Source organism: Neobacillus drentensis (assembly GCF_021560175.1).
In the GTDB taxonomy this organism is placed as follows: domain Bacteria; phylum Bacillota; class Bacilli; order Bacillales; family Cytobacillaceae; genus Neobacillus; species Neobacillus drentensis_A.
Genome location: NZ_CP091110.1, coordinates 3,435,618 through 3,460,226, shown reverse-complemented (window position 1 = coordinate 3,460,226; position 24,609 = coordinate 3,435,618). Strand labels below are relative to the sequence as shown.

Annotated in this window: 28 protein-coding genes and 1 pseudogene; 16 read left to right on the top strand and 13 right to left on the bottom strand. The window is 38.2% G+C overall.

All coding sequences use genetic code 11. From position 1 onward, the window contains the following. The first annotated feature begins 140 nt into the window (after positions 1-140). The 7 genes from L1999_RS16260 (at position 141) to L1999_RS16230 (ending at position 8,198) form a co-directional block, all read left to right on the top strand. Positions 141-1,091, top strand: coding sequence for an oxygen-dependent tRNA uridine(34) hydroxylase TrhO (locus L1999_RS16260; protein WP_235739503.1), 951 nt, complete (start codon positions 141-143; stop codon positions 1,089-1,091). 163 nt (positions 1,092-1,254) lie between these two features. Beyond that, positions 1,255-3,042 carry an oligoendopeptidase F gene (gene pepF / locus L1999_RS16255; protein WP_235739502.1) on the top strand — a complete coding sequence of 596 codons (1,788 nt, stop codon included), beginning with the start codon at positions 1,255-1,257 and terminating at the stop codon, positions 3,040-3,042. A 214-nt stretch (positions 3,043-3,256) separates the two neighbouring features. Beyond that, on the top strand, positions 3,257-4,171 hold the full coding sequence (locus L1999_RS16250; RefSeq protein WP_235739501.1) for a hypothetical protein: 915 nt from the start codon (positions 3,257-3,259) through the stop codon (positions 4,169-4,171). A gap of 20 nt (positions 4,172-4,191) precedes the next feature. Continuing rightward, positions 4,192-4,833 (top strand): DUF4129 domain-containing protein, encoded by a 642-nt coding sequence (locus tag L1999_RS16245; protein ID WP_235739500.1) that lies wholly within the window; start codon positions 4,192-4,194, stop codon positions 4,831-4,833. Then, positions 4,830-5,963: a DUF4350 domain-containing protein gene (locus L1999_RS16240; RefSeq protein ID WP_235739499.1), complete on the top strand. Its 1,134-nt coding sequence runs from the start codon at positions 4,830-4,832 to the stop codon at positions 5,961-5,963. Before L1999_RS16245 ends, L1999_RS16240 begins: the two co-directional genes overlap by 4 nt. Continuing rightward, entirely contained in the window at positions 5,960-6,889 is a 930-nt protein-coding gene (locus L1999_RS16235; protein ID WP_235739498.1) for an AAA family ATPase, read from the top strand. The genes L1999_RS16240 and L1999_RS16235 overlap by 4 nt, the downstream gene beginning before the upstream one ends. After that, positions 6,840-8,198, top strand: a complete 1,359-nt coding sequence (locus L1999_RS16230; RefSeq protein WP_235739497.1) for a DUF58 domain-containing protein — start codon at positions 6,840-6,842, stop codon at positions 8,196-8,198. Before L1999_RS16235 ends, L1999_RS16230 begins: the two co-directional genes overlap by 50 nt. Here L1999_RS16230 and L1999_RS16225 read toward each other — a convergent pair. Next, a complete protein-coding gene (locus L1999_RS16225; protein ID WP_235739496.1) occupies positions 8,176-9,156 on the bottom strand; it encodes a stage II sporulation protein M in 981 nt (326 codons plus the stop codon). The genes L1999_RS16230 and L1999_RS16225 overlap by 23 nt on opposite strands. 119 nt (positions 9,157-9,275) lie before the next feature. Here L1999_RS16225 and L1999_RS16220 point away from each other — a divergent pair, with 119 nt between their 5' ends. Next, a complete protein-coding gene (locus L1999_RS16220; protein WP_235739495.1) occupies positions 9,276-10,079 on the top strand; it encodes an RDD family protein in 804 nt (267 codons plus the stop codon). 100 nt (positions 10,080-10,179) lie between these two features. Further along, on the top strand, positions 10,180-10,755 hold the full coding sequence (locus tag L1999_RS16215) for a GNAT family N-acetyltransferase (RefSeq protein WP_235739494.1): 576 nt from the start codon (positions 10,180-10,182) through the stop codon (positions 10,753-10,755). A 137-nt stretch (positions 10,756-10,892) separates the two neighbouring features. Here L1999_RS16215 and L1999_RS16210 read toward each other — a convergent pair whose 3' ends face one another. The 5 genes and pseudogenes from L1999_RS16210 to L1999_RS16190 all read right to left on the bottom strand — a co-directional run bounded on the left by L1999_RS16210 (position 10,893) and on the right by L1999_RS16190 (position 16,345). Then, positions 10,893-12,263 (bottom strand): aldehyde dehydrogenase, encoded by a 1,371-nt coding sequence (locus L1999_RS16210; RefSeq protein WP_235739493.1) that lies wholly within the window; start codon positions 12,261-12,263, stop codon positions 10,893-10,895. Between the two features lie 39 nt (positions 12,264-12,302). Continuing rightward, positions 12,303-13,497 (bottom strand): annotated as a pseudogene (locus L1999_RS16205) (iron-containing alcohol dehydrogenase). 320 nt (positions 13,498-13,817) lie between these two features. Continuing rightward, positions 13,818-14,171, bottom strand: a complete 354-nt coding sequence (locus L1999_RS16200; protein WP_235739492.1) for a spore coat protein — start codon at positions 14,169-14,171, stop codon at positions 13,818-13,820. Positions 14,172-14,190: 19 nt separating this feature from the next. Then, positions 14,191-14,457, bottom strand: coding sequence for a ferritin family protein (locus L1999_RS16195; protein WP_235739491.1), 267 nt, complete (start codon positions 14,455-14,457; stop codon positions 14,191-14,193). A gap of 196 nt (positions 14,458-14,653) precedes the next feature. Continuing rightward, on the bottom strand, positions 14,654-16,345 hold the full coding sequence (locus L1999_RS16190) for a GMC family oxidoreductase (protein ID WP_235739490.1): 1,692 nt from the start codon (positions 16,343-16,345) through the stop codon (positions 14,654-14,656). A gap of 239 nt (positions 16,346-16,584) precedes the next feature. Here L1999_RS16190 and L1999_RS16185 point away from each other — a divergent pair, with 239 nt between their 5' ends. The 3 genes from L1999_RS16185 (at position 16,585) to L1999_RS16175 (ending at position 18,111) form a co-directional block, all read left to right on the top strand. Further along, the gene (locus L1999_RS16185; RefSeq protein ID WP_215042236.1) at positions 16,585-16,731 is read left to right on the top strand and encodes a YjcZ family sporulation protein; all 147 of its coding nucleotides are present in this window, start codon (positions 16,585-16,587) and stop codon (positions 16,729-16,731) included. A 159-nt stretch (positions 16,732-16,890) separates the two neighbouring features. Further along, the gene (locus tag L1999_RS16180; RefSeq protein WP_235739489.1) at positions 16,891-17,403 is read left to right on the top strand and encodes a DUF3189 family protein; all 513 of its coding nucleotides are present in this window, start codon (positions 16,891-16,893) and stop codon (positions 17,401-17,403) included. 159 nt (positions 17,404-17,562) lie between these two features. Continuing rightward, the gene (locus tag L1999_RS16175; protein ID WP_235739488.1) at positions 17,563-18,111 is read left to right on the top strand and encodes a Gmad2 immunoglobulin-like domain-containing protein; all 549 of its coding nucleotides are present in this window, start codon (positions 17,563-17,565) and stop codon (positions 18,109-18,111) included. Between the two features lie 79 nt (positions 18,112-18,190). Here L1999_RS16175 and L1999_RS16170 read toward each other — a convergent pair whose 3' ends face one another. After that, entirely contained in the window at positions 18,191-19,195 is a 1,005-nt protein-coding gene (locus tag L1999_RS16170; protein WP_235739487.1) for a DUF3231 family protein, read from the bottom strand. A gap of 143 nt (positions 19,196-19,338) precedes the next feature. Between L1999_RS16170 and L1999_RS16165 the strand changes: the two genes are divergently transcribed. Beyond that, positions 19,339-19,845 (top strand): CBO0543 family protein, encoded by a 507-nt coding sequence (locus L1999_RS16165; RefSeq protein WP_235739486.1) that lies wholly within the window; start codon positions 19,339-19,341, stop codon positions 19,843-19,845. A gap of 196 nt (positions 19,846-20,041) precedes the next feature. Here L1999_RS16165 and L1999_RS16160 read toward each other — a convergent pair whose 3' ends face one another. Both L1999_RS16160 and L1999_RS16155 read right to left on the bottom strand, forming a co-directional pair. Beyond that, positions 20,042-20,191 (bottom strand): hypothetical protein, encoded by a 150-nt coding sequence (locus L1999_RS16160; protein ID WP_235739485.1) that lies wholly within the window; start codon positions 20,189-20,191, stop codon positions 20,042-20,044. 121 nt (positions 20,192-20,312) lie between these two features. Continuing rightward, positions 20,313-20,876: a DUF421 domain-containing protein gene (locus L1999_RS16155; RefSeq protein WP_235739484.1), complete on the bottom strand. Its 564-nt coding sequence runs from the start codon at positions 20,874-20,876 to the stop codon at positions 20,313-20,315. 327 nt (positions 20,877-21,203) lie between these two features. Here L1999_RS16155 and L1999_RS16150 point away from each other — a divergent pair, with 327 nt between their 5' ends. After that, positions 21,204-21,368, top strand: a complete 165-nt coding sequence (locus tag L1999_RS16150) for a Fur-regulated basic protein FbpA (RefSeq protein ID WP_235739483.1) — start codon at positions 21,204-21,206, stop codon at positions 21,366-21,368. A gap of 96 nt (positions 21,369-21,464) precedes the next feature. On the opposite strand, the gene crcB (L1999_RS16145) is transcribed toward L1999_RS16150, so the two are convergent. The 3 genes from crcB (L1999_RS16145) to L1999_RS16135 are packed head-to-tail and all read right to left on the bottom strand — an operon-like array spanning position 21,465 to position 22,626. Continuing rightward, on the bottom strand, positions 21,465-21,827 hold the full coding sequence (gene crcB, locus L1999_RS16145) for a fluoride efflux transporter CrcB (protein ID WP_235744368.1): 363 nt from the start codon (positions 21,825-21,827) through the stop codon (positions 21,465-21,467). Further along, entirely contained in the window at positions 21,827-22,219 is a 393-nt protein-coding gene (gene crcB / locus L1999_RS16140; protein WP_235739482.1) for a fluoride efflux transporter CrcB, read from the bottom strand. Before crcB (L1999_RS16140) ends, crcB (L1999_RS16145) begins: the two co-directional genes overlap by 1 nt. Positions 22,220-22,245: 26 nt before the next feature. Next, complete coding sequence (locus L1999_RS16135; protein ID WP_235739481.1) at positions 22,246-22,626, bottom strand: hypothetical protein; 381 nt, start codon at positions 22,624-22,626, stop codon at positions 22,246-22,248. Positions 22,627-22,810: 184 nt separating this feature from the next. On the opposite strand from L1999_RS16135, the gene L1999_RS16130 reads away from it, so the two are divergent. Then, positions 22,811-23,284 carry a hypothetical protein gene (locus L1999_RS16130; RefSeq protein ID WP_235739480.1) on the top strand — a complete coding sequence of 158 codons (474 nt, stop codon included), beginning with the start codon at positions 22,811-22,813 and terminating at the stop codon, positions 23,282-23,284. Next, entirely contained in the window at positions 23,281-23,781 is a 501-nt protein-coding gene (locus tag L1999_RS16125; protein ID WP_235739479.1) for a hypothetical protein, read from the top strand. The genes L1999_RS16130 and L1999_RS16125 overlap by 4 nt, the downstream gene beginning before the upstream one ends. A 115-nt stretch (positions 23,782-23,896) precedes the next feature. Here the strand turns inward: L1999_RS16125 and L1999_RS16120 are convergent, their stop codons facing one another. Next, complete coding sequence (locus tag L1999_RS16120; protein ID WP_235739478.1) at positions 23,897-24,415, bottom strand: DoxX family protein; 519 nt, start codon at positions 24,413-24,415, stop codon at positions 23,897-23,899. Between the last annotated feature and the right edge of the window lie 194 nt (positions 24,416-24,609).

Below are 24,609 nucleotides of genomic sequence, written 5' to 3'. Positions count from 1 at the left end.
AGAATGGTTGGTAATATCCACCGTTCCCACCGTCATTACTTACCTAGGTAAATAGATTTGAAAGTTTATTTTATTTCTGATATAATCATAAGGTTAATGTTGTAAATATAATTATTTTTAAAGGTTTAAGGTGGTTAATCATGAATCAAGAATATAGAGTACTACTTTATTATAAATATGTACCGATTGAGAATCCTGAGGAATGCGCAAATGAGCACCGTCAATTTTGTAACGACTTAGGCTTGAAAGGCCGGATTATTATTGCCGCTGAAGGAATCAATGGTACGGTGTCAGGCACCATTGAACAAACAAATGCCTATATGAAATACATGGACGAGCATCCGTTGTTTAACGGAACTTGGTTTAAAGTGGATGAAGCATCAGAACATGCTTTCAAAAAAATGAAGGTTCGTTACCGTACAGAGCTTGTTACCTTGCGTTTGGAAGATGATATTGACCCGAATAGAGTAACTGGTAAGCATTTGAAACCAGTAGAATTCTTCAAGGCCATGCAAAGAGAAGATACAGTTGTGATCGATGCCCGTAATGATTACGAGTATGATCTTGGCCATTTCAGAGGAGCAGTTCGTCCGGATATTCTAAACTTCCGCGATCTCCCAGAGTGGATTAGAGAGAATAAACAAGAATTTGAAGGCAAAAAAATTCTCACGTATTGTACAGGCGGGATTCGCTGTGAAAAATTCTCTGGCTGGCTTCTTAAAGAAGGATTTGAAGATGTATCACAGCTTGAAGGCGGAATTGTCACTTACGGAAAAGACCCGGAAGTTCAAGGGGACCTATGGGATGGACAGCTTTACGTGTTTGATGAGCGGATTAGCGTTCCAGTTAACCACAAAGAGCATGTTGTTGTCGGCAAAGATTACTTTACTGGCGAACCATGCGAACGTTACGTAAACTGCGCAAACCCTGAATGTAATAAAAAAATTCTTTGCTCAGAAGCAAACGAACACAAGCACTTACGAAGCTGCTCACATGAATGCCGTGTTCACCCAAGAAACCGCTATGTTGCTGAACATGGATTAAGTGAAGAAGAAGTAAATGAACGACTTATGCTGTTAAGTCATAACTAATAACAAGGGAAGCAGGTCATTGTCATGGCCTGCTTTTGCTATATGGAACTGAACCGAATTAAACATAAAAAAGGATAATCGTTGATACATATGGAATATACTTGTGAAGTCTTTTGTAGTTAAAGGACAAAATATAACTGAATATCTTGAAGGGAGTTTACCAATGACGACATATAAAAATAGAAATGAAGTCCCCATCCAAGAAACATGGAATTTAGCCGATATCTATCCAACAATCAGTAAATGGGAACAAGATTACCAATTAATTGAGAACATCGGTGCAAACCTTAAGCAATTCGATGGAAAAATTACCGACGGCCACTCTTTATATGAATACCTTAATCAAAGAGAGGAGCTTTCCTTCCATTTCAATAAAGTCTATGCCTATGCGATGTTAATGGTCGACGAAAATACCCGGGAGACACTCCCGCAGTCTCACTTAGACAAGGCAAAGCAGCTAAGCGTCAAAGTCAGTGCGGCCACTTCCTTTTTTATGCCTTTTTTACTGAGCTTAGACGAAGAAACATTAAAGGGTTATATCAAAGAAGAGGAAAAATTAAAATACTTTGAAGAAGACTTGCTTGACTCGTTTCGTTACAAAAAGCATGTCTTAAGTAAGGAACAAGAAGAAATTCTGTCCCAATTAGGGGAAGCCTTGTCGGTCCCAGGTCACACCTTTGGAATGATCAATAACGCCGATATTAAATTTGGAGAAATAACGGCCGAAAATGGTGACCGGGTTGAATTAACACGTGGGATGTATTCTAAATTAATTGAAGATGAAGACCGTGATAGGCGAAGAGAGGCGTATAAGGCATATTATCAACCATATGTTCAATTAAAGAATTCGATTGCTGCTACCCTTTCTGCTGCCATTAAAAATAACGTCACTTTAGCGAAAATTCGTCAATATCCATCCGCGCTTGAAAAAGCACTGTTTGGTGATAAAGTACCGCGAGAGGTTTATGAGAATCTGATTCAAGCAACAAAAGACAATATCGCTCCCATGCACAAGTATACTAGGATTCGCAAGGAGAAATTAAACATTGATGAAATCCGCCAGTACGACATGAGCGTTCCACTGGTCAGCGGGGTAAAACAAGTGATTTCCTATGAAGAGGCATTTGAGACCATGCTGAAGGCTCTTGCTCCGTTAGGTGATGATTATTTAACGATATTGAAGGAGTTTAAAGACGGCCGTTATATTGATGTCCGTGAAACACCAGGAAAACGGTCCGGCGCCTATAATTTAGGTGTGTACGGTGTCCATCCGTTTATTCTTCTCAACCACCAGGATGATTTAGATAGTTTATTTACCCTTGTCCATGAATGCGGCCACGGTGTTCACAGCAAGCTAAGCTCTCAGTATCAGCCGCAAATTACGGCCGGTTACAGTATTTTTGTTGCAGAAGTAGCCTCGACTGTGAACGAGGTCCTCTTAATTAACTACTTATTAAAAAATGAAAAAGATCCAAAGGTTCGCCATCATTTGCTCAATCATTTCATTGACCAATTCAAAGGAACCTTTTTTACACAAGTCATGTTTGCTGAGTTCGAGATGAAAACACATGATATGGCCGAAAATGGGGTCCCTCTGAATGTAGAAGTATTTAACCAAACGTATGAAACGTTATTTAGGGAATACAATGGAGAAGAAATTGTCTTTGATGAGGAAGTCAAATATGGCTGGTCAAGAATTCCGCACTTTTACCGTCCTTTTTATGTGTATAAGTACGCGACAGGCTTTGCCTCTGCGATCCATTTGGCGACAAAGATTTTAGAAGGAGATCAAGACACCATTTACTCTTATTTAGAATTTCTAAAAAGCGGCAGCTCCGATTACCCGCTTGAACTGTTAAAAAAGACTGGGGTGGATTTAACGACTCCAGCTCCTATTGAAAATGCCCTTAAACGATTTGGAGAGCTTGTCGAAGAATTTGCGCAAATCTAATAAAAAAGTGCAATCTCCCTGAATGTGGACAATTTTTAGGGTTAATACTTATTTTAAAAAGGACCCGAGGAAATCAAACACCTCGGGTTTTTCCTGATTCTAGGTACTGTATTCCCAATTTATAGGTTCGGCCATTTTTTGTTTTTTTTTACAACTTTTTACTCTGAAGATTTGTTAGAATAGATGGTATAAACAATTTTAGGAGGATAATTAATTGGATTCTAAATTTAAAAAACCAAAAGGGTTCGGAGAAATATTAGATCATACCTTTAGTTTGAGTAAGAATCGTTTTAAGGAATTTTTTATGATTTTAATTGTATTTATGGGACCTGTTTATTTACTTCAAGCCATTATCCAAATGGCCACTGGGACCAGTTTTTTTCGGGAGATTGGAAAAGGCGGGCAATGGTATGAGCAAATCCTCTCAAATTTGGACAATTCCGGCTCGTTCGATTCTAGCAGTTTGGGGTCTGATATTGGCTTAATCATCGTTGGGCTAGTAAGTTTTCTGCTTTTTCCAGTTGCCGAGGCGGCCATTTTATTTGCGATCCAGCATATTCAGAAAAAGGAAGAATACACGGTGAGTTCTGTCATTAGGGAAGCATTCCGCCGATTCTGGCCTATCCTTGGCAGTTCTATTTTATTTGGACTGATTGTAATAGGAATTCTCGTGATTCCCATCTTGATTGTTGCGTTTACAGGCGTTGCATTAGCAACGGCTATTCATCCAGCTGTAGGGATTCTGGTCGGACTTCTATTGTTTATAGGGTTTGCGATCGGTGTGGGACTGCTGATTACGCGCTGGAGCTTTTATTTTGGCTCAGTGGTCCTTGATAAGGTTTCACCAGGTTTTGGCAGGAGCTGGAGGTTGTCACGGAAAAGAACATGGGTCTTGTTTGGCCTCTATATTGTTACTTACTTAATTGTTTCCATTATAAGCTTTGCTGTTCAATTGACGTTTGGCGCACTTTTAGGGGACAGTGTATTATTGGGATTGATTACAAATTTGGTATCATTATTTACAACGATGATTTTCTCAGTTGGCTATGGGATTATGTATTTTGATTTAAAAACAAGAAATGGTGCTGAGGATTTAAAGGAAATGATCGATGATTATCAGTCGATCTAACTACCTAAAAGGTGATGGCTATGTTAAATGCAAACAAAGCACGAGACAATATTGAAGAAATTCTTAAAAAACAGGAGTATCAAGTTTATTACGCTCAGTCTAAAGGGTTAATCGAAACCTGGTGGGAAAAGGCAAAGGAATGGATTGCCGCACAGCTGGATAAATTGTTCCCTTCTATTAAAACAGCCAGCAATGCCTCAAGCGTTATTTTAATCGCTATTATTGCCGTTGTGATTTTATTGTTAGCTTGGGCAGTATTTATTCTCATCCGTCATACGCGCAGAAATCGATTACTGCGGAAACAGAAGCCACTTCAATCATTAAAGAATTGGAAGTGGACATACGTGCAGCATTTGGAAGAAGCGGAGAAGCTCGAATCCCTCAGTGAATATACAGAATCAATCAGACACCTTTTCTTAGCCATGCTTCTTTACTATCATGAAAAGTCATGGCTTGAAGCTAGGATATGGAAAACGAATTGGGATTACTACGAGGAACTAAGAACAGTAAATCAGCAAAATGCTGACCAATTTAATGATCTTGCTCACTTTTTTGAGGATGTCGCCTATGGAGAACGTAAGGTAAGCCTTGAAGAGTATCAGCCATTCCGAACCAAGATTAACGAAATAGTAGGAGAAAGGGGGGTGGAAAGAATTCAATGAATCAGGCAAAAATACGTGGATTGATTTGGTTTGCCGTACTCTTCTTGCTCTTTATAGGAGTGAGTTATTTTTCCTTTGCACCAAAACCCAAAATATACCCGGATTACGTAACCACCTCACCTTCTCCCACTGGCATGAAGGCGTTATATACATATTTAGAAAAGGAAAAAGACGTAAAGAGCTGGAACCATTCGCCTGCGTTACTACCAAATCGGGACCAAAACCAAATGCTTATAATGGTTGAACCAGCTTTTACACCAGAAAAAGAGTTGATGCAGGCATATGTCGATTATATGCAGGCTGGAAATACGATTTTGTTATTTCAAACAAATCCAAAAGGGATGTTTACGATCGATGCCGATTTTATTGAAAAGGATCTTTCTCAAAACGAATTATCGGCGAAGGTAAAGGATCAGAACGATCAATTAAAAAAAGCGGAAGTGAAATCTGATGTTCGAATCCGCCCAATAAAAAGCGATGAACTGCTGCTGTCTGATCAGGCTGGACCAATCGCAGTAAAAAGAACCATCGGAAAGGGGCATCTCATCGTTGCCATCACTCCAGAGTGGTTGACCAATGCTAAACTATTGAAAAAAGATCATTTACCTCTTAGTTTTGAACTTTTAAACGAAGGTAATCCTGACACATTGTTGTTTGATGAGTATATACATGTTGGAGAGAACGAGCCGAACCTCTTAACCGTTTATCCAATCTGGTTCTTGGTTCTTCTTTTCCAAGGAATCCTTTTCATAATGCTCTGGTTATGGTATAGGGGGAAACGGTTTGGTCCTTTATTAAGAGAACGGGAAGAGTGGGTCCGCTTTAGTGATGAAGGGATCCAGGCGATTGCCGCCTGGTATGTAAAGGGCAGACGTTATCATGATTCACTTCAAATTCAAGCAGATTATGTTAAGCTGTTGCTCCAGGAACGCTGGAATATTCCTTATAGTAAAGAATGGCAGGATCTAACCCCTTATGTCGAAAGAAAGTGGTTAAAAAAGTCTATCCATGAAATGAAAGCATTCCTTAACGGCTTAGCAGCAATTCTAAACCAAGAAAAAATCAATAAACAAGAATACCTTTTATGGTCAAGAAAACTAGAGGAATTACGAAACGAGGTTGAATCATGAAAAAGGAATTAACAGCTTTTATAGAAAAATATGAGGAGCGAATCTTAGGTCAGAGCCTAAATATCAGGCTCCTTCTTTCTGCCATCCTTTCTGGTGGACATGTCCTGTTGGAGGGAGTGCCAGGCACCGGTAAAACGCAAATGGTTCGGACACTTGCCGACCTGCTTGGAGGCAGTTTTAATCGGATTCAGTTTACACCGGATTTACTGCCAAGTGATATTACCGGCAGCATGATTTATAACATGAAAGAAGGCACGTTTCAAACTCTAAAGGGTCCTATTTTTACGAATATCCTGTTAGCAGATGAAATCAACCGAACACCTGCTAAGACACAAGCGGCCCTTTTAGAGGCAATGGAAGAAAAGCAGGTGACCATCCAGGGGGAAACTTATCAATTGCCTGATGTATTTTTTGTGGTGGCTACCCAAAACCCGATTGAATTTGAGGGTACATACCCACTTCCAGAAGCACAGCAGGACCGTTTTTTATTTAAACTTTATATTGATTTTCCTTCTTTTGAAGAAGAGAAGAATGTATTAAAGCTAGTCATAGAAAACAGTTTCGCAGAAAATCCGCTCTCTTCCATCCTGGATATCGAAACCTTTAGGGAGATAAGAAAGGAAATTGAGAAGGTAACGGTGAGTGAAACAGTGCTTGGCTATATATTACAGATCGTGAGAAAAACACGTGAGGCAGAATCAATTCGCTTTGGGGCGAGTACAAGGGCAGGAATCTCGATCGGTAAAGCTGCTCAAGCGTGGGCGTATCTATTAGGGAGGGACTATGTAACGCCAGATGACATTAAAAAGGTTGCTAAACCGGCCTTACGTCACCGGATTCAAGTCTCTCCACATATAGAATTGGAGGGAGTAACCGTTGACCAAATCATTGAAGAGCTTGTGGGCTCGGTTCCTGTTCCAAGATAGAGGAATCTTACCTGCCAAACGGTTCTTGGTCCTCTATTTGATTTTATCTCTAGTTTTTATGATGTGTGCAATTATCGGTTTGTCTTGGTCCTATGTCATTACCTTTAATATCCTCATTCTTTGTCTTAGTTTAGTGGACCTACTTTTTTCACCCACTAAACAGCAGCTCTCATTTATCCGGGCTCTGCCAAAAGAAATGGAAAGAGGGCTCACTTATCCAATTGAAATAGAGGTTAGCAATTCCTCTTCGTATTCTTTAATGTACCGATTAATGGATGGATTGCCGCAGTCCTTTGACAGGCCGTTTCCGCTGAAAGGATCCATTCCAGAGAATTCTGCAGTAGTGGTCACCTATCATTCTACTGCAGCTGTCAGAGGGGACTATGAGGTTCAAAAATTGTATTTTCGCTATCGCAGCCGCTTTGGTCTATGGGAAAAACAGACAACCGTTTCTTTACCGGAAGAGGTGAAAGTGATTCCAGATTTAACCGAGACCAAGCAATTCTTAGAAAATGCGCAAAGTTTCTTAAAGTATGAAGGGTTACACATCCGCAGACAGCGAAGTGGTGTTGGGGATTTTTCGAAAATTCGAGAGTTTGTTGTCGGTGACGATCCGCGGAAGATTAACTGGCGCCAAACGGCCAAACTGCGCGAAGTCATGACCAATGACTATGAACCAGAGCACGGCAAATATGTTACGATTTTAATTGATTGCGGGCGGATGATGGGAGCAGAATTAAAAAAGGGAAATCGGTTGGAAAAGGCATTAGAAGCAGCCCTGACGGTTACGGCAGCGGCGTTAAAGAAAGGTGATTATGTTTCTGTTTTAGCTTTTTCAAAAGAAATCCACGTATTTGTTCCCCCTGCTAAAGGAATGGCGCACTTACAGACGATACTACACGCCATTTACAATCTTAAGGTGGACGCAGCTGAGTCCAATTATAGCTCCGTCTTACGGTATTTAGAGACGGTGCAAAAGAAACGGAGTCTGCTGCTTTTATTTAGCGATGTCCGAACTTTTTTACATGAGGAAAGTGCTTTGGCTTATTTACAACGGCTTCGTCAGCGCCATTTGTTTTTGATGATTGGGGTAGAAGACCAAACCTTACTAAAGAGAGTAAGCGATGTGCCTGGAACGGTACAGCAAGCAATGGTGAAAAGTATTGCCCAACAGCAATTGCTTATAAAAAAACGTGAAAAGAACAAATGGGAAAAACAAGGCCTCCAAATGATTGAGGCCCGTGAGGAAAAATTGGCGGTCACCGCTGTCTCCCATTATATTGAGATTATGAATCAAAATCTTTTATAGGCTGGGCTTTGGCTAGCTTTAATTTACCTAGTAAAACATAGAGGATAAGTCCGGCAACCGTTAGCACTGCGACGATATATTTTGCTTCAAGCGAAATCTTTGCCGGTGTAATAAAGCCTTCAATAATACCGGCAATCACAAATAATGGGATCGTACCAAGCAGGAGCTGAACAGAGCGTTTGGCCTGCTGCTTTAGTTGCCAGCTTCTTGTGTATTGCCCTGGAACAAAGAGCTTATAGCCCATTAAAAGTCCTGCACCACCGGCGATAAAAATAGCTGTAAGCTCAATCATTCCGTGTGGAACGATATAGGCCCAAAAATCATAGGATTTGCCGTGATGCCAAAAAAGCGCGGCAAGTGCTCCAATAATAATTCCGTTGTAAACCATTAAATAAACGGTAACGAGCCCAAAGGTAATGCCTCCAGCGAAGGCAAAAATGCCTACTTTAATATTGTTCGTCATAATACTCGCCGACATGAGTGATGAATCCACGGCATTAGTGCCCTTTCCAAGTTTGCTAGGATCGACACCTTGTGAGATTTCCGCTGGAAGGATCGAATAAATATGGAGTGGATCATTCATAACTGACAGAAAGCTTCCAATCGCTCCAATTAAAAATAAAATCATTGCCGCAGCGACAAATTTCCACTGCTCTAGCAATAAACCAATAAATTTTGTACTAAAGAAATATCGAATTTGTTTAATGCTCGACACCTGGTCTTTGTATAGGAGGTTATGTGCTTTCGACACAAGGCCGTTTAAATAGGTCGTTACCTCATCATTTGGAAAATAGGTTTGACTGTAGGAAAGATTTTGCGCTGCTTTTTGATATAAGCGATAAAATTGTGTAATCGTTTCACCTGTATAATCCTTTTTCCGTTTGCTTAATTGGCTAACGAATTGTTCCAATTGCTTCCATTCTTCACGGTGCATCTTGACAAATTGCTTGAGATTCACTTTGACACCTCTTTTACGGAGCTATGTAAGTTTTTATACTTTTCTCCTTATTATAGAAAATTAGTAGGAAAATAGAAACCATATTAGAGAAAATCAACAAGATTCAAGGGGGAAATTTGATGAAAGAAGATCATTTAGATATTAAAACACCTGAATATGTTGCCATTCAATTTCAGATCGCGGGATTAGGAAGCAGGGCGGCAGCTTTTATTATAGACCAGTTACTGTTAATGCTTGTAAATATATTGATCGTTGTGGCCCTTTTTTTTGTTATGGATGGATTTGAACAGCTGCCTTTTTTTCTAACAAGTAGTTCTTTTCCAATCGCGGTTGTTGTTATTGGTTTTTTTATACTAAATTGGGGCTACTTCTTTTTCTTTGAGTTTTTTTCTGGAGGCCGCACCCTTGGGAAAAAAATAGTTGGAATCCGCGTCATTCAAGAGAATGGGCACAGTATTACTTTACTTTCTAGTTTTATTCGAAATCTTGTTCGTCTGATTGATTCGCTGCCAACTGCCTATTTTCTCGGTATCGTTATGATCTTTTTCCATTCCAAACATAAACGGCTTGGCGATCTGGCCGCTGGTACGATTGTCGTTCATGAACGAAAGCCAAAGAAGAAAAAGAAGCTTACACCGATTGAAAAAGAAATTAATCACAGAGGAATTAGCGGGAACGATCTTGAAATCGATGAATGGTCCTTAAAATCCTTTTCAGCTAAGGACTGGAAGTTAATCAGCACCTACGCGAACCGATTTAATCAGTTACCCTTGGAAGAACGAAATCAGCTGACAAACCAGATTGCTGACTTGCTGCTTCCTAAGACTGGGATCAACGTGAATGGAAAAAATGATACTGAATTAGAAAATGATCTTTTAGTTCTTTACTTAATTCTTAAGGATGAATGGGAGTTTGAGCTTTGAGTTTAATGGGTAAATACTTAGAATGTGTATCGTCCGTATGAGATTCAGTGAAGAGCACATACTTCCTAATGTATTCATCAATTTTGGAAAGGAGCAGCCGATGCATTGGTATGAGAAATTAAATCAATATTTTCCGATTGAAGAAATGAAATCGAAAGAGCATATGGAAACTTTACTAAAAGAACGTTCTGAGATCTATCATAAAGATGAAGGACCCAATCATGTTTTAATGTACGTAGAACTTGAAAATTTTATCTTTATCGATTATCTTTTCGTTTCAAAAAATGCTCGCGGGCAGGGACTAGGTAATAAACTACTAGAAAAAATGAAGCGTAAGGGAAAGCCGATTATTCTCGAAGTAGAACCAGTGAACTATGAAGACAGTGATACTGAAAAGCGGCTTCGTTTTTATAAGCGGGTAGGATTTCAACATGCAGAGTCCATAGGATATGAAAGAAGATCACTAGCCACAAATGAGATTAACAAAATGGAAATACTTTATTGGGCTCCAAACAATGAGTCTGAAGAAATGATATTTGAAGCGATGGAAAAAACATACAATTTAATTCATACGTATAAAGACAAGCACTTCTATGGAAAATCGTATCAACCTGTTGAAGAGGTCCTAACCTTTAATCTTGAATCTGAAAATAGTAACATCCTTGAAGATTTGTAATGTCTTTGTTTTTAAAACCAGCACTTTTAAAAGTTGCTGGGTTTTTTTCATTTACCTAAGTAAATGGACTGAGGTGATTTTGGAATTGACTAATACAAACAACCTGGCCTCCAATTCTGAAGGTCAGGCTATTTATCTTATTTCATAAATAACTTGATTTTTTCCAGTCCGTTCTTAACATTTGGATAGCGGAATGGGATATCAAACTTGGTCGTTTGTTTTAGAACACTTTTTTGATGAGAGAACGTGTCAAAATTCCCTTTGCCATGATAGGCTCCGATTCCGCTGGTGCCGACACCTCCAAACGGAAGGTAGGGCGATACAAAGTGATAAACGGTATCATTGACACAACCGCCCCCAAACGAAACCTTATTTAAAAATTCTTCCTGTATGTGGTGATCTTCCGTAAAAATATAGAGGGCAAGTGGTTTCGGATGACGATGAATCCCTTCCACAACCTCTGATAAATCGTCATATTCCAGTACGGGAAGGATGGGTCCAAAAATTTCATCCTGCATTATCGAATCTTCCCAACTAATTTCCGTTAATACTGTTGGCTCAATGGTTAAACGAGATTTATCCACACTTCCTCCCATAAATAACTGCCCATTATCTAAAAACGACGTCAGTCTTGTAAAATGCCTTTCACTAACAATCCGTGTAAAATCAGGATTGTTTAATGGCTCATTTCCATACAGTTCAACGATTGTTTCCTTAAATATCTGCAGGAAAGTTTCTTTAACCCGTTTATGCACATACAGATAATCAGGGGCGATACAGGTTTGTCCGGCATTGGTAAACTTTCCCCAGGCGATCCGTTTCGCCGCCAGCTTAAGATTAGCATCCTCATGGACGATACAAGGGCTTTTTCCACCGAGTTCTAATGTTACTGGGGTTAAATGTTTTGCAGCCGCCTCCATAATGATTTTTCCTACAGGGACACTTCCTGTGAAAAAGATGTAATCAAGCTGTTGATGGAGCAGGGCCTGGCTCGTTTCAACACCGCCTTGGACCACAGCAATATACTCCTCTGGGAAAAGATCCATTATCAGTGTTCCTAATACTTCAGATGTTCTTGGCGTCAATTCAGATGGTTTGATGATCGCACAATTCCCTGCAGCAATCGCACCGATTAACGGGGCAACCGCCAGTTGAAACGGATAGTTCCAAGGAGCGATTATCAACGCTACTCCGTAGGGTTCAGGATAAATATAACTAGTTGAACCAATATGGGTAACGGGTGTTTTGACTTTTCTGGGTGCTGCCCATGAACGAAGATGCTTCATCGTAAAGCGCAATTCCTCTAAAACAAATCCGATTTCAGAGGTATACGCATCAAATTCTGATTTATTTAAGTCCATTCGTAAGGCTTCCATTAGTACTCTTTCATTCTTTTTTATGGCAGCTCGTAATTTCTGTAGGGCTTCAAGCCGGAAGGAAATATTTTTCGTTTTTTCCGTTTTGAAAAATGATTTTTGCTTGGATATGAGAGAACTGTAAATCTCCATTTCTCAACTACCTTTCTTTCATTTATCCTCGAATAGATGCTATTCCTTTATCAGCTGGTAGAGTTGGAACAGGTCATCTTTAAAGAGAATTCGCGGGACAGGATAAAGAGGATTTGCTTCGGCAAATGCCCGCTCCACCATGAGGGGAATATCACGATCAACAATTCCACTGACCTTTTTAGGGATATTCAGCCTGTCATTTAAATGTTTGATCTCTTCATTTATTGGCATTTTGTTTGGTCCTGACAGCAGGATCAGCAATGCCGATAATTTCAGCCAGTTCGGCTAATGACTTGTGGACGGATTCACCGTAATACTCAAGGACATAGGGTAAGATAATGGCATTTGCCAGACCATGGGGAACTGAATAGAATCCACCTAAGGTATGGGCAATGGCATGTACATAACCGACATAGGCCCTAGTAAAAGCCATTCCAGCTAAATAGGCAGCCTTTTGCATATTCGAGCGTGCTGTAAGATTAGTCCCATTTAAGTAGGTTTCCTCGAGATTTTCAAAAATTAATTTAATCGCATCAATACTGTATTGTGTGGTATTCTTCGTATTACTCCTCCCGATATAGGCTTCAACCGCATGTGTCAAAGCATCAATCCCCGTTGCTGCAGTGATGGAAGGTCGGAGCTTGACGGTTAACAAGGGATCTAAAACGGCAAAATGCGGGATGAGGGATGGATCCATTATGGCATATTTTTCATGAGTTTCGCTATTAGAGACTACGGCAGCGAGTGTAGCTTCACTGCCTGTACCAGCTGTGGTAGGAATCGCAAAGAGGGGAGGAAGCTTCTTTACTATCTTTAATACACCTTTCATTTGTGGAAGGGACTTATTTGGCTTTGCAACACGGGCACCTACACCCTTCGCACAATCCATCGGGGAACCGCCGCCAAACGCGACTATCCCTTGACAATTATGCTCCAAGTACATTTGGAGTGCTTCTTCAATATTTTCAATTGTGGGATTGGGGACCGTTCTGTCATAGACCACGTAGTTAATCTTTTCGTTTCTCATATCCTCCAGAAATTCATCCATCAGTCCGATTGAAGCAATTCCTAAATCGGTGACAATTAAAACGCTCTCAATTCCTTGCTTTCTAATGAGATTTGCCAGTTTTCGTAAACTATTTTCCCCTTCTAAAAGCTCGGGTTCCCGCCAAGGCAGGAGGGTGGAGGTCGTTTTCATCACCCCTTGAAACGTTCTGTAATAAGCTTTGTACATAACATTACCCCGCTTTACCTAAGATTTGGCTTTCCTTCTTACTTTGATTCATGAGGGAAACAATCAATCTACCGAAATACAGGGGGACCACATAGGAAAAAAGTTTTATACCAATGATGTATACACATTATATAGCTTATTTAATTTGGAAAAGTCGAGTTAGTTTTATGAATATAATTAAAATTCCGAAAATATGACTTATTTAAGGAACACTTGCTAGAAAAGATTATTCTGCTATTTTATTAGCGGCAAACTAGGAGCTTAGAGACGAACAATGGTGCGGGGGGATAAAAAAAAGCCTAGAACACTAGGCTTTCCTCTTAGTATGGGAATTGGGAAGAATAATTGTTAAATTGCTGATAGGCCTGGTCCATTTTTTGCTGCTCTTCAGCCTCCAGCTTATACCAGCCATGCTGGAACATTAAGTTATAAAGCTCACGGCAGCTTTGGTGTGTTTCATTAAGCATTTGCAGTAAATCTTGATGCAGCTGTTCATGGCTTGCTTCGCGGACAGCGATATTCATGCTGTCTGTTAAATATTTGCAAGTACTTAACGCATCATTAATGAAGTCACGATCATTCATTTCAGGACTTTTTACTTTTGGCAATTCACCCGTTTGTGGATTGGCAATTTGATTTTTATTTTGGTTTTGTTGTGATTGTTGATTTTGCATCACGTTTCCTCCATTTTGGTTACTGTAGTTGGGTATTTGGTAAGCTTGCTAAGGCTGCATTATTATCAACTTGTAGATGGGTTAGGATTTTTTGAAAGTGATTTTGGTGCATTTGCCCAGCTTTGTCGAGTGCCTCTTTAAATTGTGGATTTTGTACTTGCTGTGCCATTGAATGAAATTTCTTAAACGTTAGCAGTTCCCAAGACATAGCATCTTTTAAATACAAAAGATCCTTAGTCGTGATGGCTCGAGGTGGATTTGGGATTGGCGGCTGATTCATTTGCATAAGAAAAACTCCTTTTGTCGTTTAATATTAATCACCTATAGAATTTACTAATGGGAGTCATTTTATGAAAAATAGAGTACGAAGAAATCATTTTCTAATGAAAAAAACGTTGGTCATTACGAACCGACGTTTTTCATTAGAAAAATATACATGTGACTTTTAAACGTTGTTACACCTAATCCAGTTTAAATTCAATTTATTGTTGGTCTCGAATAAATCTAACAGCATTTAAACCAATCATTTGTGCAGCTAAGGCTGTGTTACCATCTGGTAAAATGGGGGATATGGAAAGGTCGGCAACTTTCAGGTTTTGGGTCCCAAATACATTTAAATAACCATCTACTACTCCTTCATCGATATTCCTGCCCATCCTGCATTGTCCTCCATAGTGATTAAGGACGTTATAGGATGCCTTTGCAAAATTGGCAAGTAGGGTTCGTTTCTTTTGTTCATCTTTTAAATTAAATATATTTTCTGAAGGATAAACCACCCTATAGATCCCCTCAGGATCCAATAATCGTGCTCGTTTTATTACATTATAAGTCTCAATATAATGGTTAACCATATACTCTAAATCATCCGGGTTCTCTAAAGGATTAAAGTCAACAGATGGATAGGCTTCAGGGTCGCTATGGGCTGCCAAAATGGTCCCTTTACTTTTAGGTTTTAGATCCACAATTCCAATACTCATGATATTACTCGGTTTATCCTCGTTAAAATCCCAATTATTAATCTGGACATCTTGAACCGGAATAAATCTTGGGAATACATTACCTAGTAATTGAAGGCGACGCCCTGACTTCCGTCCTTCTTCATCATCTTTTTTAAAGGCACCTAATGGTATTGGTTGATCAGGGTCAGATGACATGACCATTAATAGGCGGGTAGTTTCCACTTCTACCCCCATACCAACAGCATAATGTGTATGAAAATTGTATCCAACATTTGGGCTTTCGACTATTGTTGATATACCGGCATTAGATAAATCTGAAGATCTTCCGATTCCTGATCGTTGTAAAATAACAGAGGAGAAATTCCCTGCAGAGACTATTATCCCTTTGCTTGCAATTGCTCTTTGTGATTTACCGTTTCTAACGAATTCAACCCCGACAGCCATTTGAATTTCTCTGTATTGTTCAAAGATAATTTTATTCACGGTAGACTTGGCAATTACTGCCAGTTTTCTTTGACCAACTCCAAACTCATCAGGGCTCCATTCATCTCCAGGAGTAACAATATGTTTATTTAAATAACCAGTGGCAGTAGAAGAACGAACGAAATTCCCAGTATTCAATTCTTTTTGGGTAAATTGGGACTTAAGGAATGTACAATCTCTTATCCCCGTATTATAATCCTCCACAATGGGAATTCCTAACACTTCAGATGTTGCTTTAGCTAAAATAGTCGTAAGACCAGCTTTCGGTATCTTTTGTTGTCGTATAAAGATAGGACCCTTGGTTCCTCTTTCTTTTGGATTTTGTGTCCAGCCAATATATGTTTCATTTTCTTTAAATAATGGACGGATATTTTCATAACTCCATTGAGGACCTGAAAGACTTGCCCATTCGTCATAAAGATGACGACTTCCTCGAACAGCAAGCATTGCGTTGTGCTCAGAACTCCCGCCTATTACTCTGCCACCTGATAATAAAAGCTGACGCCCGATAGATTGTTCCAATTTTGATAGTATATTAAACGAATACTTATTATCAGTGGCTAAGTTCATGGCAGTCCCACCACTAGGGCTACTTAGCGCTTTTGTCATATTGGTTCCTTCTTCAAGGACAAGTACAGATGTTGACTTATCATCTGTTAATTCTTTGGCAATTACACCACCTGCGGTTCCTGCACCTATTACAATATAATCAAACGTATTTTTTGGGGACATGTGATCCTTCCTCTCCATACCCTTACCGATGATTTAATGAATACTATCATATATGTATGTGAACAGTTTTCTTGTGTGAGTGTCCATGTTACAGCGTGATTTGGATTAAATAAATCCTAAACAAAATAAGGTGATATAAGTTTCAAGTTTGTCCTTCATTTAAATCTAGTGAAAACGCCCTTACCATTTTCATTTTCATAACATAAATTGTAATGAAAATACCTAAAGGAGGGCTCAAAATGTTTGGTTATGGTGGCTTTGGAGGTTACGGTGGTTGTTGTGGCGGTTATGGCTACGGTGGAGGATTCGGCTGTGGCGGCGGTTTTGCTTTAATCGTTGTATTGTTTATCTTATTAATTATTGTTGGAGCAGTAATCTGTTTCTAAGAAAAAAATCTTCACCAATAAAAGCCCTTTTTGGGCTTTTTTGAGTTACCTATATAATTACACCTGCCAATGAAAATGATAAGAAGATACACCGTCGAATGAGAATGGGCATATATGTCTATAATAAATATATATATAAGGATTAAAGGATGAATTCCTATGATATATATTTATCATGATTATGCTGGGACACATACTACCTCTTTGGCAGCCGCCTATCATCTAAAACAATTGCCTCAATCGGAACGAAAACTAACCAGAGATGAAATATTGAATGTAAACTATTTTAATAAGCTTACGAGAAAAGATTTTGGAAAGCTTCTTTATCATGGGGAGGATGAAGAGGGCAACTCTGTTTATACAATTGGGTGCAAACGGGATAAACTTGCTGTCCCTGCAATGAAAGAACTGACCTTGGTGCTGAAAGGCAAATTTCATTTTAATGAGAAAATTATTTTCTCCCATACCTCCCCAACCGTTCCATTACCAATGTCGTTTGGAGGATTTTTTTCGAGAGGTTTGAAAATTGACTTTATTGGTGTCCCGTTGTTAGTACTTGGTGCTCAGCAATGCTGTGATAATATCTATCGATTGGTCGAAAACACGAAACAGGTAGGGCGGACGTCATTTAATGAACAGGTAATTACACTAGAAAATAAAATGTTCAAGTAAACAAAACCATCATTAACTTGCAATCCAATGATCTTTCATTGGATTTTTCTTTTATTAAAGGGGAAAGTCACGGATAATAGTTTTATTAACATTTTTTATCAATAGGCGATGATCCATTCATGATCTTGTGAATAAAAATAAGAAAAGGGGGTTAAAAATTTGAAAAAACTCGCTTATTTATTAGCTGCGTTTATCACTATCTTTTGTTTAGCTGCGTGTAATCACCAACAAGATGAATCGACCAATCAAGAAAAACCTACTTCACATGTACAAGAGGGAACAACAAACCCAGAAAAGCCAGCCACACCTGTGAAAGAGGGTACCACAGACCCAGAGACACCAGCAGCACCTGAAAAAGAAGGGGCCAAAGACTCAGATCAACCAACCACACCTGCACCGGAGACAAAAGTCTATCAAAATAACGTATTTAAAGAGGTTATCGTAACGGAGAAAGAGGACAAAATTATGGTCACCGGAAAAGCTCAGGTATTTGAAGGAGTCTTTCAATATGCTCTTCATGATGGAGAAAAAGTGGTGCTCGAAAATAATTACCAAACAGACGGGGCACCTGCTTGGGGGAAATTTGAAATCACCTTTGAAAAAGGGTTAGTATCATCAAATAATGTTAAACTCGAATTATTTGTTTACTCAGCAAAAGATGGTTCAAAAGTAAACACTTTAGAAATTCCCATTCCAAAACAGAAATGACTTCGATATAAATATAGTACCCGTATTATCAACGATACGGGTACTTTGTTGTGTTCGGACAAATGGAGCCTTCGTTCAATTACCTATTAATAATTCGTGGTCGATCTTCCATTTTAGGCGGCTCTTCAAACCACCCATTATTCATCATCAGTTCAAGTCCTTCATGTCCATATAAAAAGACATCTTTTGATAACAAAGACATTTTCATGGATAGATCGTTTCGGAGAGTAAACATAGCTCCAAAGCTGCCGCCTACTAGTCCAAATCCATTAAAAAGGGATACGCAATACATCATCAATTTATCAGAAAAGGGTGCAACGGTTGAGGTGGTTACAATACTTCCGGAGGTAGCTGAAAAGTGAATATTTGCTTCTAATAAAATTTCTTCCATGGTTTGAATTTGTTTTTTTGCAAGTTCTAATCCTTTTACAAAATATTTTCTGACCTTTTTGTTTTCAGCACATTGGGCAAATCCAGTAATTAGCTGCATGCCAATATTATTAGTCTCAATTGTGTGATGTAGGATGCCTACCTCGAGGGCACTTAAGGATCTTTTATCGCCAAATGGCTTGAAACCTTTCATGTATCTATCACTTTTGACAAACTCAACTGTTTTAGGCATTGTCATATTTGGCGGAAGAGTTAAAATTCCTTTATTCAGTAAATAAATGGTAGAAAGTTTATAGATTTTTTGAGTAACGGTAGTAAGTCCTTCATAAATTGCCATGACATCTTTTCGATAGGCCATATTCATATTGATCGTATATAACCCCATACTTAACTCTTTGAGGATCCGAAGAAACATAATATCAAATCCATTATCGAAAAGTTTTGGTGCATCCATGTTCACATCTTCGGTTCTAAAACCTAATGGAATGACCATACCTTCTTTTTCAAATATAGATTTGATTTCAATCACATAAAAGTGTAATTCCTGCCATAAACCACCCATGATATTTGTTGCTTCTTGGTCATCACTCTTCGTCATAAAATATTCTAAAATTCTAAGAATCATCGTTTTTTCCTGATAGGTGAGCCACAGTGTCCCGATTTCCGAGGCACTTAATGGGTTATTTCTTTCCAAACTATTTACCTCCAGATAGCTATGTCATTATAACTAATGTTCCCACTTTATTATTTAGTATGAGATATAACTTGTTATTTTCACGTATGGTATCCTTTTAAAAAGGGAAACTATGTAAAAAGCAGTGGAAAGGATAGAAGGTAATGCATATTGCAATTACGATTCTAACCATTTTGGCTTCCTTTAAGTGGGCTGATTGGAAAAACTGGAGAGACTACCATGCTAGTATGTATTTTATTTCCACTGGCGGTATGATGTACGAATATATTGTCCAAGAAAATACTTTATGGAAGTTTCATCCCGATTTCTTATATGGACATGAGATGGTTGTTTTAGTTTATGCTATCATAACGATGCCCATAAGCATTTTGCTCTTTCTTTCCCATTTCCCGGAAACGTGGATGAAGCGGCTGCTCTACATAATTGTTTGGTCTGGGATCTATATTTCTGTAGAGTGGATCTTACTAGTGTTTGGAAGGATCTCTTATCAGAACGGTTGGAAATTTTGGTATTCTTTTTATTTTGATATTATGATGTTCTCCATTATTGCCCTGCATCAGCACAAACCCTTTAGAGCATATATAATCTCGTTACCCGTCATCCTGTTCTTAATCTTTTACTTTGATATTCCTTTTAAGTTTGGAAAGTAACTCAAAAAGCCATTCATCAGCAGGGAATGGTTTTTTAGGTGTGTGTATTTGCTTAAAAAAAGAAGGAAACCAAGAGTGCATTGCACCGGAGGTTCCTTCAAGAAAGGTATTAGGCAAATTTATTATAGTATTGAATGGCGATCTAATCCAAGAAACTTGTCAGATTATCTAACATGATTTTTCTAGTTAATCATTATTAAAAATCAGAGGAATCGGTGTAATCGTAGCGAATCCCATCTCTCTGAGCATCCGTCATTTCTTTTACCTGCTCGTTATCTGTAGAGTGTTGAACCTCTTCGTTACCGTTTGATTGATTGTTTTGTTGTTGTTGATTTGACTTTGGCAATGAAAGCCCTCCTCTATTGTATTCTCACATCTATTGTCTCAAGAAACTGACCTATTATTCCTGGATGGAGTAGCTGCATTTAATATTCACGGCAAAATCGCTGTTTACTACCTCTACGAGGCTAAACTCCCGGGACTTTATTAAATAAATTGTCCTGTTTCTTATTTTGGTCATTCTGTAAATATTCGTTTTGATTTTCTTTTATCAACTTCAATAGCTCCTCACGGGTAATCGGTTGCGCATGTTCCATTAGTTCATACCCTAATTCACCATCCGACTCAATCGTAGCTGTATTCACATTGGAAATAAATGAAATCCCCTTTTGCCGAAGTTTCATTTCTAGCTGTTGAGTTGTCATTCGTAATTTTTTTAAGTTAGCTCCGATAATTTGACCATTCCGTATAACCACTGTTGCATTACCCGTTAAATACCGTCGAATCGTTTTAGATTTTATTTGAAGATATTGAAGGGTAATTAAATAAAGAATAAAAAAAATTAAAATGACAATAATTTGCCAGAATTTATGTTCTTTTATGGTGGCGTGCCCCATAGTAGTTCCGATTGCTAAGATAATCACTACCTCAAGATTAGACATTTTAGCCATCGATTTTTTGCCAGCAATCCTTAATAATAGGGTACTTATAAAAAGTAGACCTAATGTTTCCAATAAAAATGTAAGATTCATCCTTTCACCTCGAATTGCTAACTTCTTTGAAAAATTTGATGAGCCTGAAAACTAGTAAGTTATCTTATCTATATTGTTTCCAGTTTCCCAAAAAACAGCCATTTATCTTTTGTAATGAAAAGTTAACAAGTCCTTTTAGAGTCAGTAAGGATCCGATGAATCGACAAATTTTTAAAATTTATCCTTTATAACGACATCTGAAGGTGTTAAAGGTATCCTTTTTGGGTAAATAAAAGTATGTGATATGGAAAAGGGTATTAAATTTAACCCTTTCACCCCGTTCTAACCTAAAAAAACAACCAGTATTTCGCAGGAGGTCACTTTAAAGTGGAAAATTTACTAAATAATGTAGGACAATATAAAAAACAATATCTTATTAAAAGATTGATTCAATCGGGTATCTTTAAGAAGAATGACAAGCATTTGTATGAATGGACATTAACTGAATTAGAGGAAGAGTACTTTAGCCTAAGAAAAGAAAAAGTTAATTAAGATGAACGAATTAGTGGATTACGCGGGATTTTAAGAAAATCCCGCGTACTTTCGAGATGTCTCCAAAACAAAAAACAGATTTCAATTATCTTCAAATTATCGGTACAAATGACCTGCCCACATCCCGATAAATGCAAGGAAAATCCCCAAAGTGTAACTAAGTGCTAAATAGAGGCCAAGCACTTTCCGTTTTTGCTGAATGAATAATTGAATGTTTTCGAGCTTAAAGGTAGAAAAGGTTGTAAATGCTCCCATAAATCCAGTACCTAAGAGCAAGCTCCCAGAACGATCGACATTAGCACCAAAAAGGAAGCCAAGCAAAAAGGAACCTAGTAAATTAATGATCAAAGTAGCAAGAGGAAAGGTGGTTGGGTACCTGCCTTTAATTAGGTTACTGAGACCAAAACGCGATATGGCTCCGAAAAAACCTCCGACCGCCACCAGAACGATATTCAACATCATCTATTTTCCACCTCTACTTTTCGTTTAATCCCCAATCGAAAGCCGAGCCATGAAAATAAAAGACCGCCCCAAAGACTAAGGAGAACATAAAGGATAGCGGTTCCCCATCTAGCTGAACTAATCAAATGGACGGTTTCAACACTGAAGGTTGAAAAAGTAGTAAAAGAACCGATCAGTCCTGTTCCTAAAGCTGTGATGATATGGGGATGAAGTGATTTAAATCTCGGTAAGAAATTGGTCAGCCATCCTAAGATAAAACTACCAAGCATGTTTGTCATAAAGGTCGCTAATGGAAAGGCATGAAACCACCATTGATTAAAATAAACGCCTACTAAATAACGTAAGATAGCCCCAAAGATTCCGGCGATTCCGACAAGTATATATTTCAATTTACTTCACTCCAATAGTAACATACCTATAATAAACGAACTCCTACCAGTAATTTCTGGAAGGAGTCATTTACTCTATCGACAATTAAGTGATACTCCATTGGTTTTGCCATTTTATATGTGTATTTTAACAAAAGGAGCAGGGGATGCCAAACCTTTAATAGGAGGGAAAACAGCAAATCTGGGTTGATTTCCAGTATAAACCACAAGACAAATGTAACCGCTTCCATTATAATAGGAAGTAATAAAAGGAGAGGGGATACAGCAAATGGAACTTTTAATCGAACAATGTGATCATAACCAGGCAGAAGAACCATGTGAAAAATGTACTCCGAACATTGATAGAGAAGAAAGTATTGAAATTTCAGATTATGATTATCATAAAAGATTGTGGTTTTAATTAACACAGCATACTTCCTCAATTTTATACAGAAGTGAACATGAATGGCCTGTATCCAAGCATTATTTTGGTACAGGCTTTTTTCTATTTGGGATTAAATATGAAAGTTATGTGCTTGCTTAAAAGTAATTAAGGAATATTTTTACAGCATAAGAAAACAATAATAGTAAAAATTGTTGGAGTTGGTTTAGATGGGGTTTGCCTTTTATTTCTTTGTCGCTTGGCTGATCACGGTTATTGTTACAGTTATGAAAAAAAGGCTTACATTTGTTGAGAACTCCTTTGTATTTTTACTAATGCTCATTATTAGTATAAATTTCTCCTGGATTATTTCCTCAGAGTTAAAACTAGTTAAACTATCAACAAATCCGTTAGATTATACAGCTTTTATGATAAACCGAAGCATTGGAATTCCATTTATTATTGTTGTAACGCTTAATCTTATGAAGAGTGTTGATTCTATTGTAAAATCCTTATTTATTATGGTTTGCTCCATTATAATACAGGTGATTTTAGTGAAATTAGGAACTAATTTTGACTTTACTAATCGGGAGAATTGGAATATCTTGTACGACATAATCTACTTTACGCTACTTCACCTTTTTGCGGTTTATTCCTTAAAACTATTTCAGAAGCTTAAACAAAGTGAGGCGATTAGCAAATGAGAATGTGGGAGGATTTTGATAAGAATGAGATTTCCTTATTGATCATTTTGGTAGTCGCCTATACCGCCTATTTTCTACTGAATAGAAGGGTTAACCGACAAGTTAGAATACTGGGTTTGCTTTGGGGTATTACGATTGGGATCTTATTTGATTTTACCATCGGCGGTGGATTACTGGATTTTTATAGGATTAATGATTCGAACCATTATGAGGTGTCCGATATTTTTTATTATCTAGACTTTGGACCTTTTGGATTTTTCTTTGTTTATTTCTATGAACGCTTGCACATTCATAAAAAGACCTTTATTTATTTCACAGTAGGCGGGGCTCTTGTTGGTGTAGGTACTCAATGGCTGTTTACATGGCTGGATATTATTACCCTTCAGAAAGGGTACCATCTAGTCTATTCCTTTCCCGTTTTCCTAGTTGTACTAACCGCTACAGGTGTTTTTTTTGAACAAGTAAGGAAAAGGGAACAAGTTATAGTGAAAAGTTAAGTTTGGATTCGTCGACCGAATGGAATGGCTGCCATTGGCCGCTTTTTTATTCTTTGTAAAAGAAATTGAAAAAGCAATGCAGCTTTTGTCTGCATTGCTCTTTGAATGTAATCAGTTACGCGCTGACTTTGTGTTTTACGTTACCTGTTTCCTTTTTAGCGGTCTTTCTGAAGAATGGAACCACCCAGCGGTCTAAGCCGATTCTACCAGCATTGTAGCCTGCTGTTAAGATGATGAAACCTAAGAAGATGTCTCTAGGGTTATGAGAAACGGTTCCTGCTAGGAAGAAAGAGAAATTCATCACAAGACCGAAAAACATAGCAGTAGTTGTTAAGCATCCTAGGATTAAGCCTAAACCGATTAACGTTTCTCCAACAGGTACCATGACGTTGAAGATATCAACATTTGGCAAGGCAATGTGCTTTAAGAAGTCAACATACCAGCCAAATACGACAGCGCCGTCTGGACCTTTTACAGGGTTAGCAATTGCTCCTTTTAAAAATCCAGAAGCATCAAATCCGCCACTAGTTAATTTTCCAATTCCTGCTGTGATCCAAGAGTAACCAAGATATAAACGTAAAACAGTTAGGATGACTGCTGAAATTTTATTCTCTCTTAAAATTTTGTTAAACATAAATGATTCCGCCCTTCGTTTTTTGTTTTGTTCTTTATGGTTATAATATATACCTTTTAGCAGTTAATAACATGGCTATAGTAATAAGTTCACAGTTTGTTAGAAATGTTTTGACGGAAATTTGAACACGCCTGTACCATGTTAAAATGTGCACTTTATTAAAAGAATCCAGAGAGTGAGTCAAAATTCTCTTT

Coding starts and splice junctions, on each gene's coding strand:
- L1999_RS16130 (WP_235739480.1), top strand. CDS start 22,811: ATGGGGTTTGCCTTTTATTTCTTTGTCGCTTGGCTGATCACGGTTATT.
- L1999_RS16260 (WP_235739503.1), top strand. CDS start 141: ATGAATCAAGAATATAGAGTACTACTTTATTATAAATATGTACCGATT.
- L1999_RS16125 (WP_235739479.1), top strand. CDS start 23,281: ATGAGAATGTGGGAGGATTTTGATAAGAATGAGATTTCCTTATTGATC.
- L1999_RS16155 (WP_235739484.1), bottom strand. CDS start 20,876: ATGAATCTTACATTTTTATTGGAAACATTAGGTCTACTTTTTATAAGT.
- L1999_RS16180 (WP_235739489.1), top strand. CDS start 16,891: ATGATATATATTTATCATGATTATGCTGGGACACATACTACCTCTTTG.
- pepF (WP_235739502.1), top strand. CDS start 1,255: ATGACGACATATAAAAATAGAAATGAAGTCCCCATCCAAGAAACATGG.
- crcB (WP_235744368.1), bottom strand. CDS start 21,827: ATGTTGAATATCGTTCTGGTGGCGGTCGGAGGTTTTTTCGGAGCCATA.
- L1999_RS16200 (WP_235739492.1), bottom strand. CDS start 14,171: ATGCAAAATCAACAATCACAACAAAACCAAAATAAAAATCAAATTGCC.
- L1999_RS16190 (WP_235739490.1), bottom strand. CDS start 16,345: ATGTCCCCAAAAAATACGTTTGATTATATTGTAATAGGTGCAGGAACC.
- L1999_RS16240 (WP_235739499.1), top strand. CDS start 4,830: ATGAATCAGGCAAAAATACGTGGATTGATTTGGTTTGCCGTACTCTTC.
- L1999_RS16185 (WP_215042236.1), top strand. CDS start 16,585: ATGTTTGGTTATGGTGGCTTTGGAGGTTACGGTGGTTGTTGTGGCGGT.
- L1999_RS16245 (WP_235739500.1), top strand. CDS start 4,192: ATGTTAAATGCAAACAAAGCACGAGACAATATTGAAGAAATTCTTAAA.
- L1999_RS16235 (WP_235739498.1), top strand. CDS start 5,960: ATGAAAAAGGAATTAACAGCTTTTATAGAAAAATATGAGGAGCGAATC.
- L1999_RS16165 (WP_235739486.1), top strand. CDS start 19,339: ATGCATATTGCAATTACGATTCTAACCATTTTGGCTTCCTTTAAGTGG.
- L1999_RS16215 (WP_235739494.1), top strand. CDS start 10,180: ATGCATTGGTATGAGAAATTAAATCAATATTTTCCGATTGAAGAAATG.
- L1999_RS16195 (WP_235739491.1), bottom strand. CDS start 14,457: ATGCAAATGAATCAGCCGCCAATCCCAAATCCACCTCGAGCCATCACG.
- L1999_RS16120 (WP_235739478.1), bottom strand. CDS start 24,415: ATGTTTAACAAAATTTTAAGAGAGAATAAAATTTCAGCAGTCATCCTA.
- L1999_RS16210 (WP_235739493.1), bottom strand. CDS start 12,263: ATGGAGATTTACAGTTCTCTCATATCCAAGCAAAAATCATTTTTCAAA.
- L1999_RS16220 (WP_235739495.1), top strand. CDS start 9,276: ATGAAAGAAGATCATTTAGATATTAAAACACCTGAATATGTTGCCATT.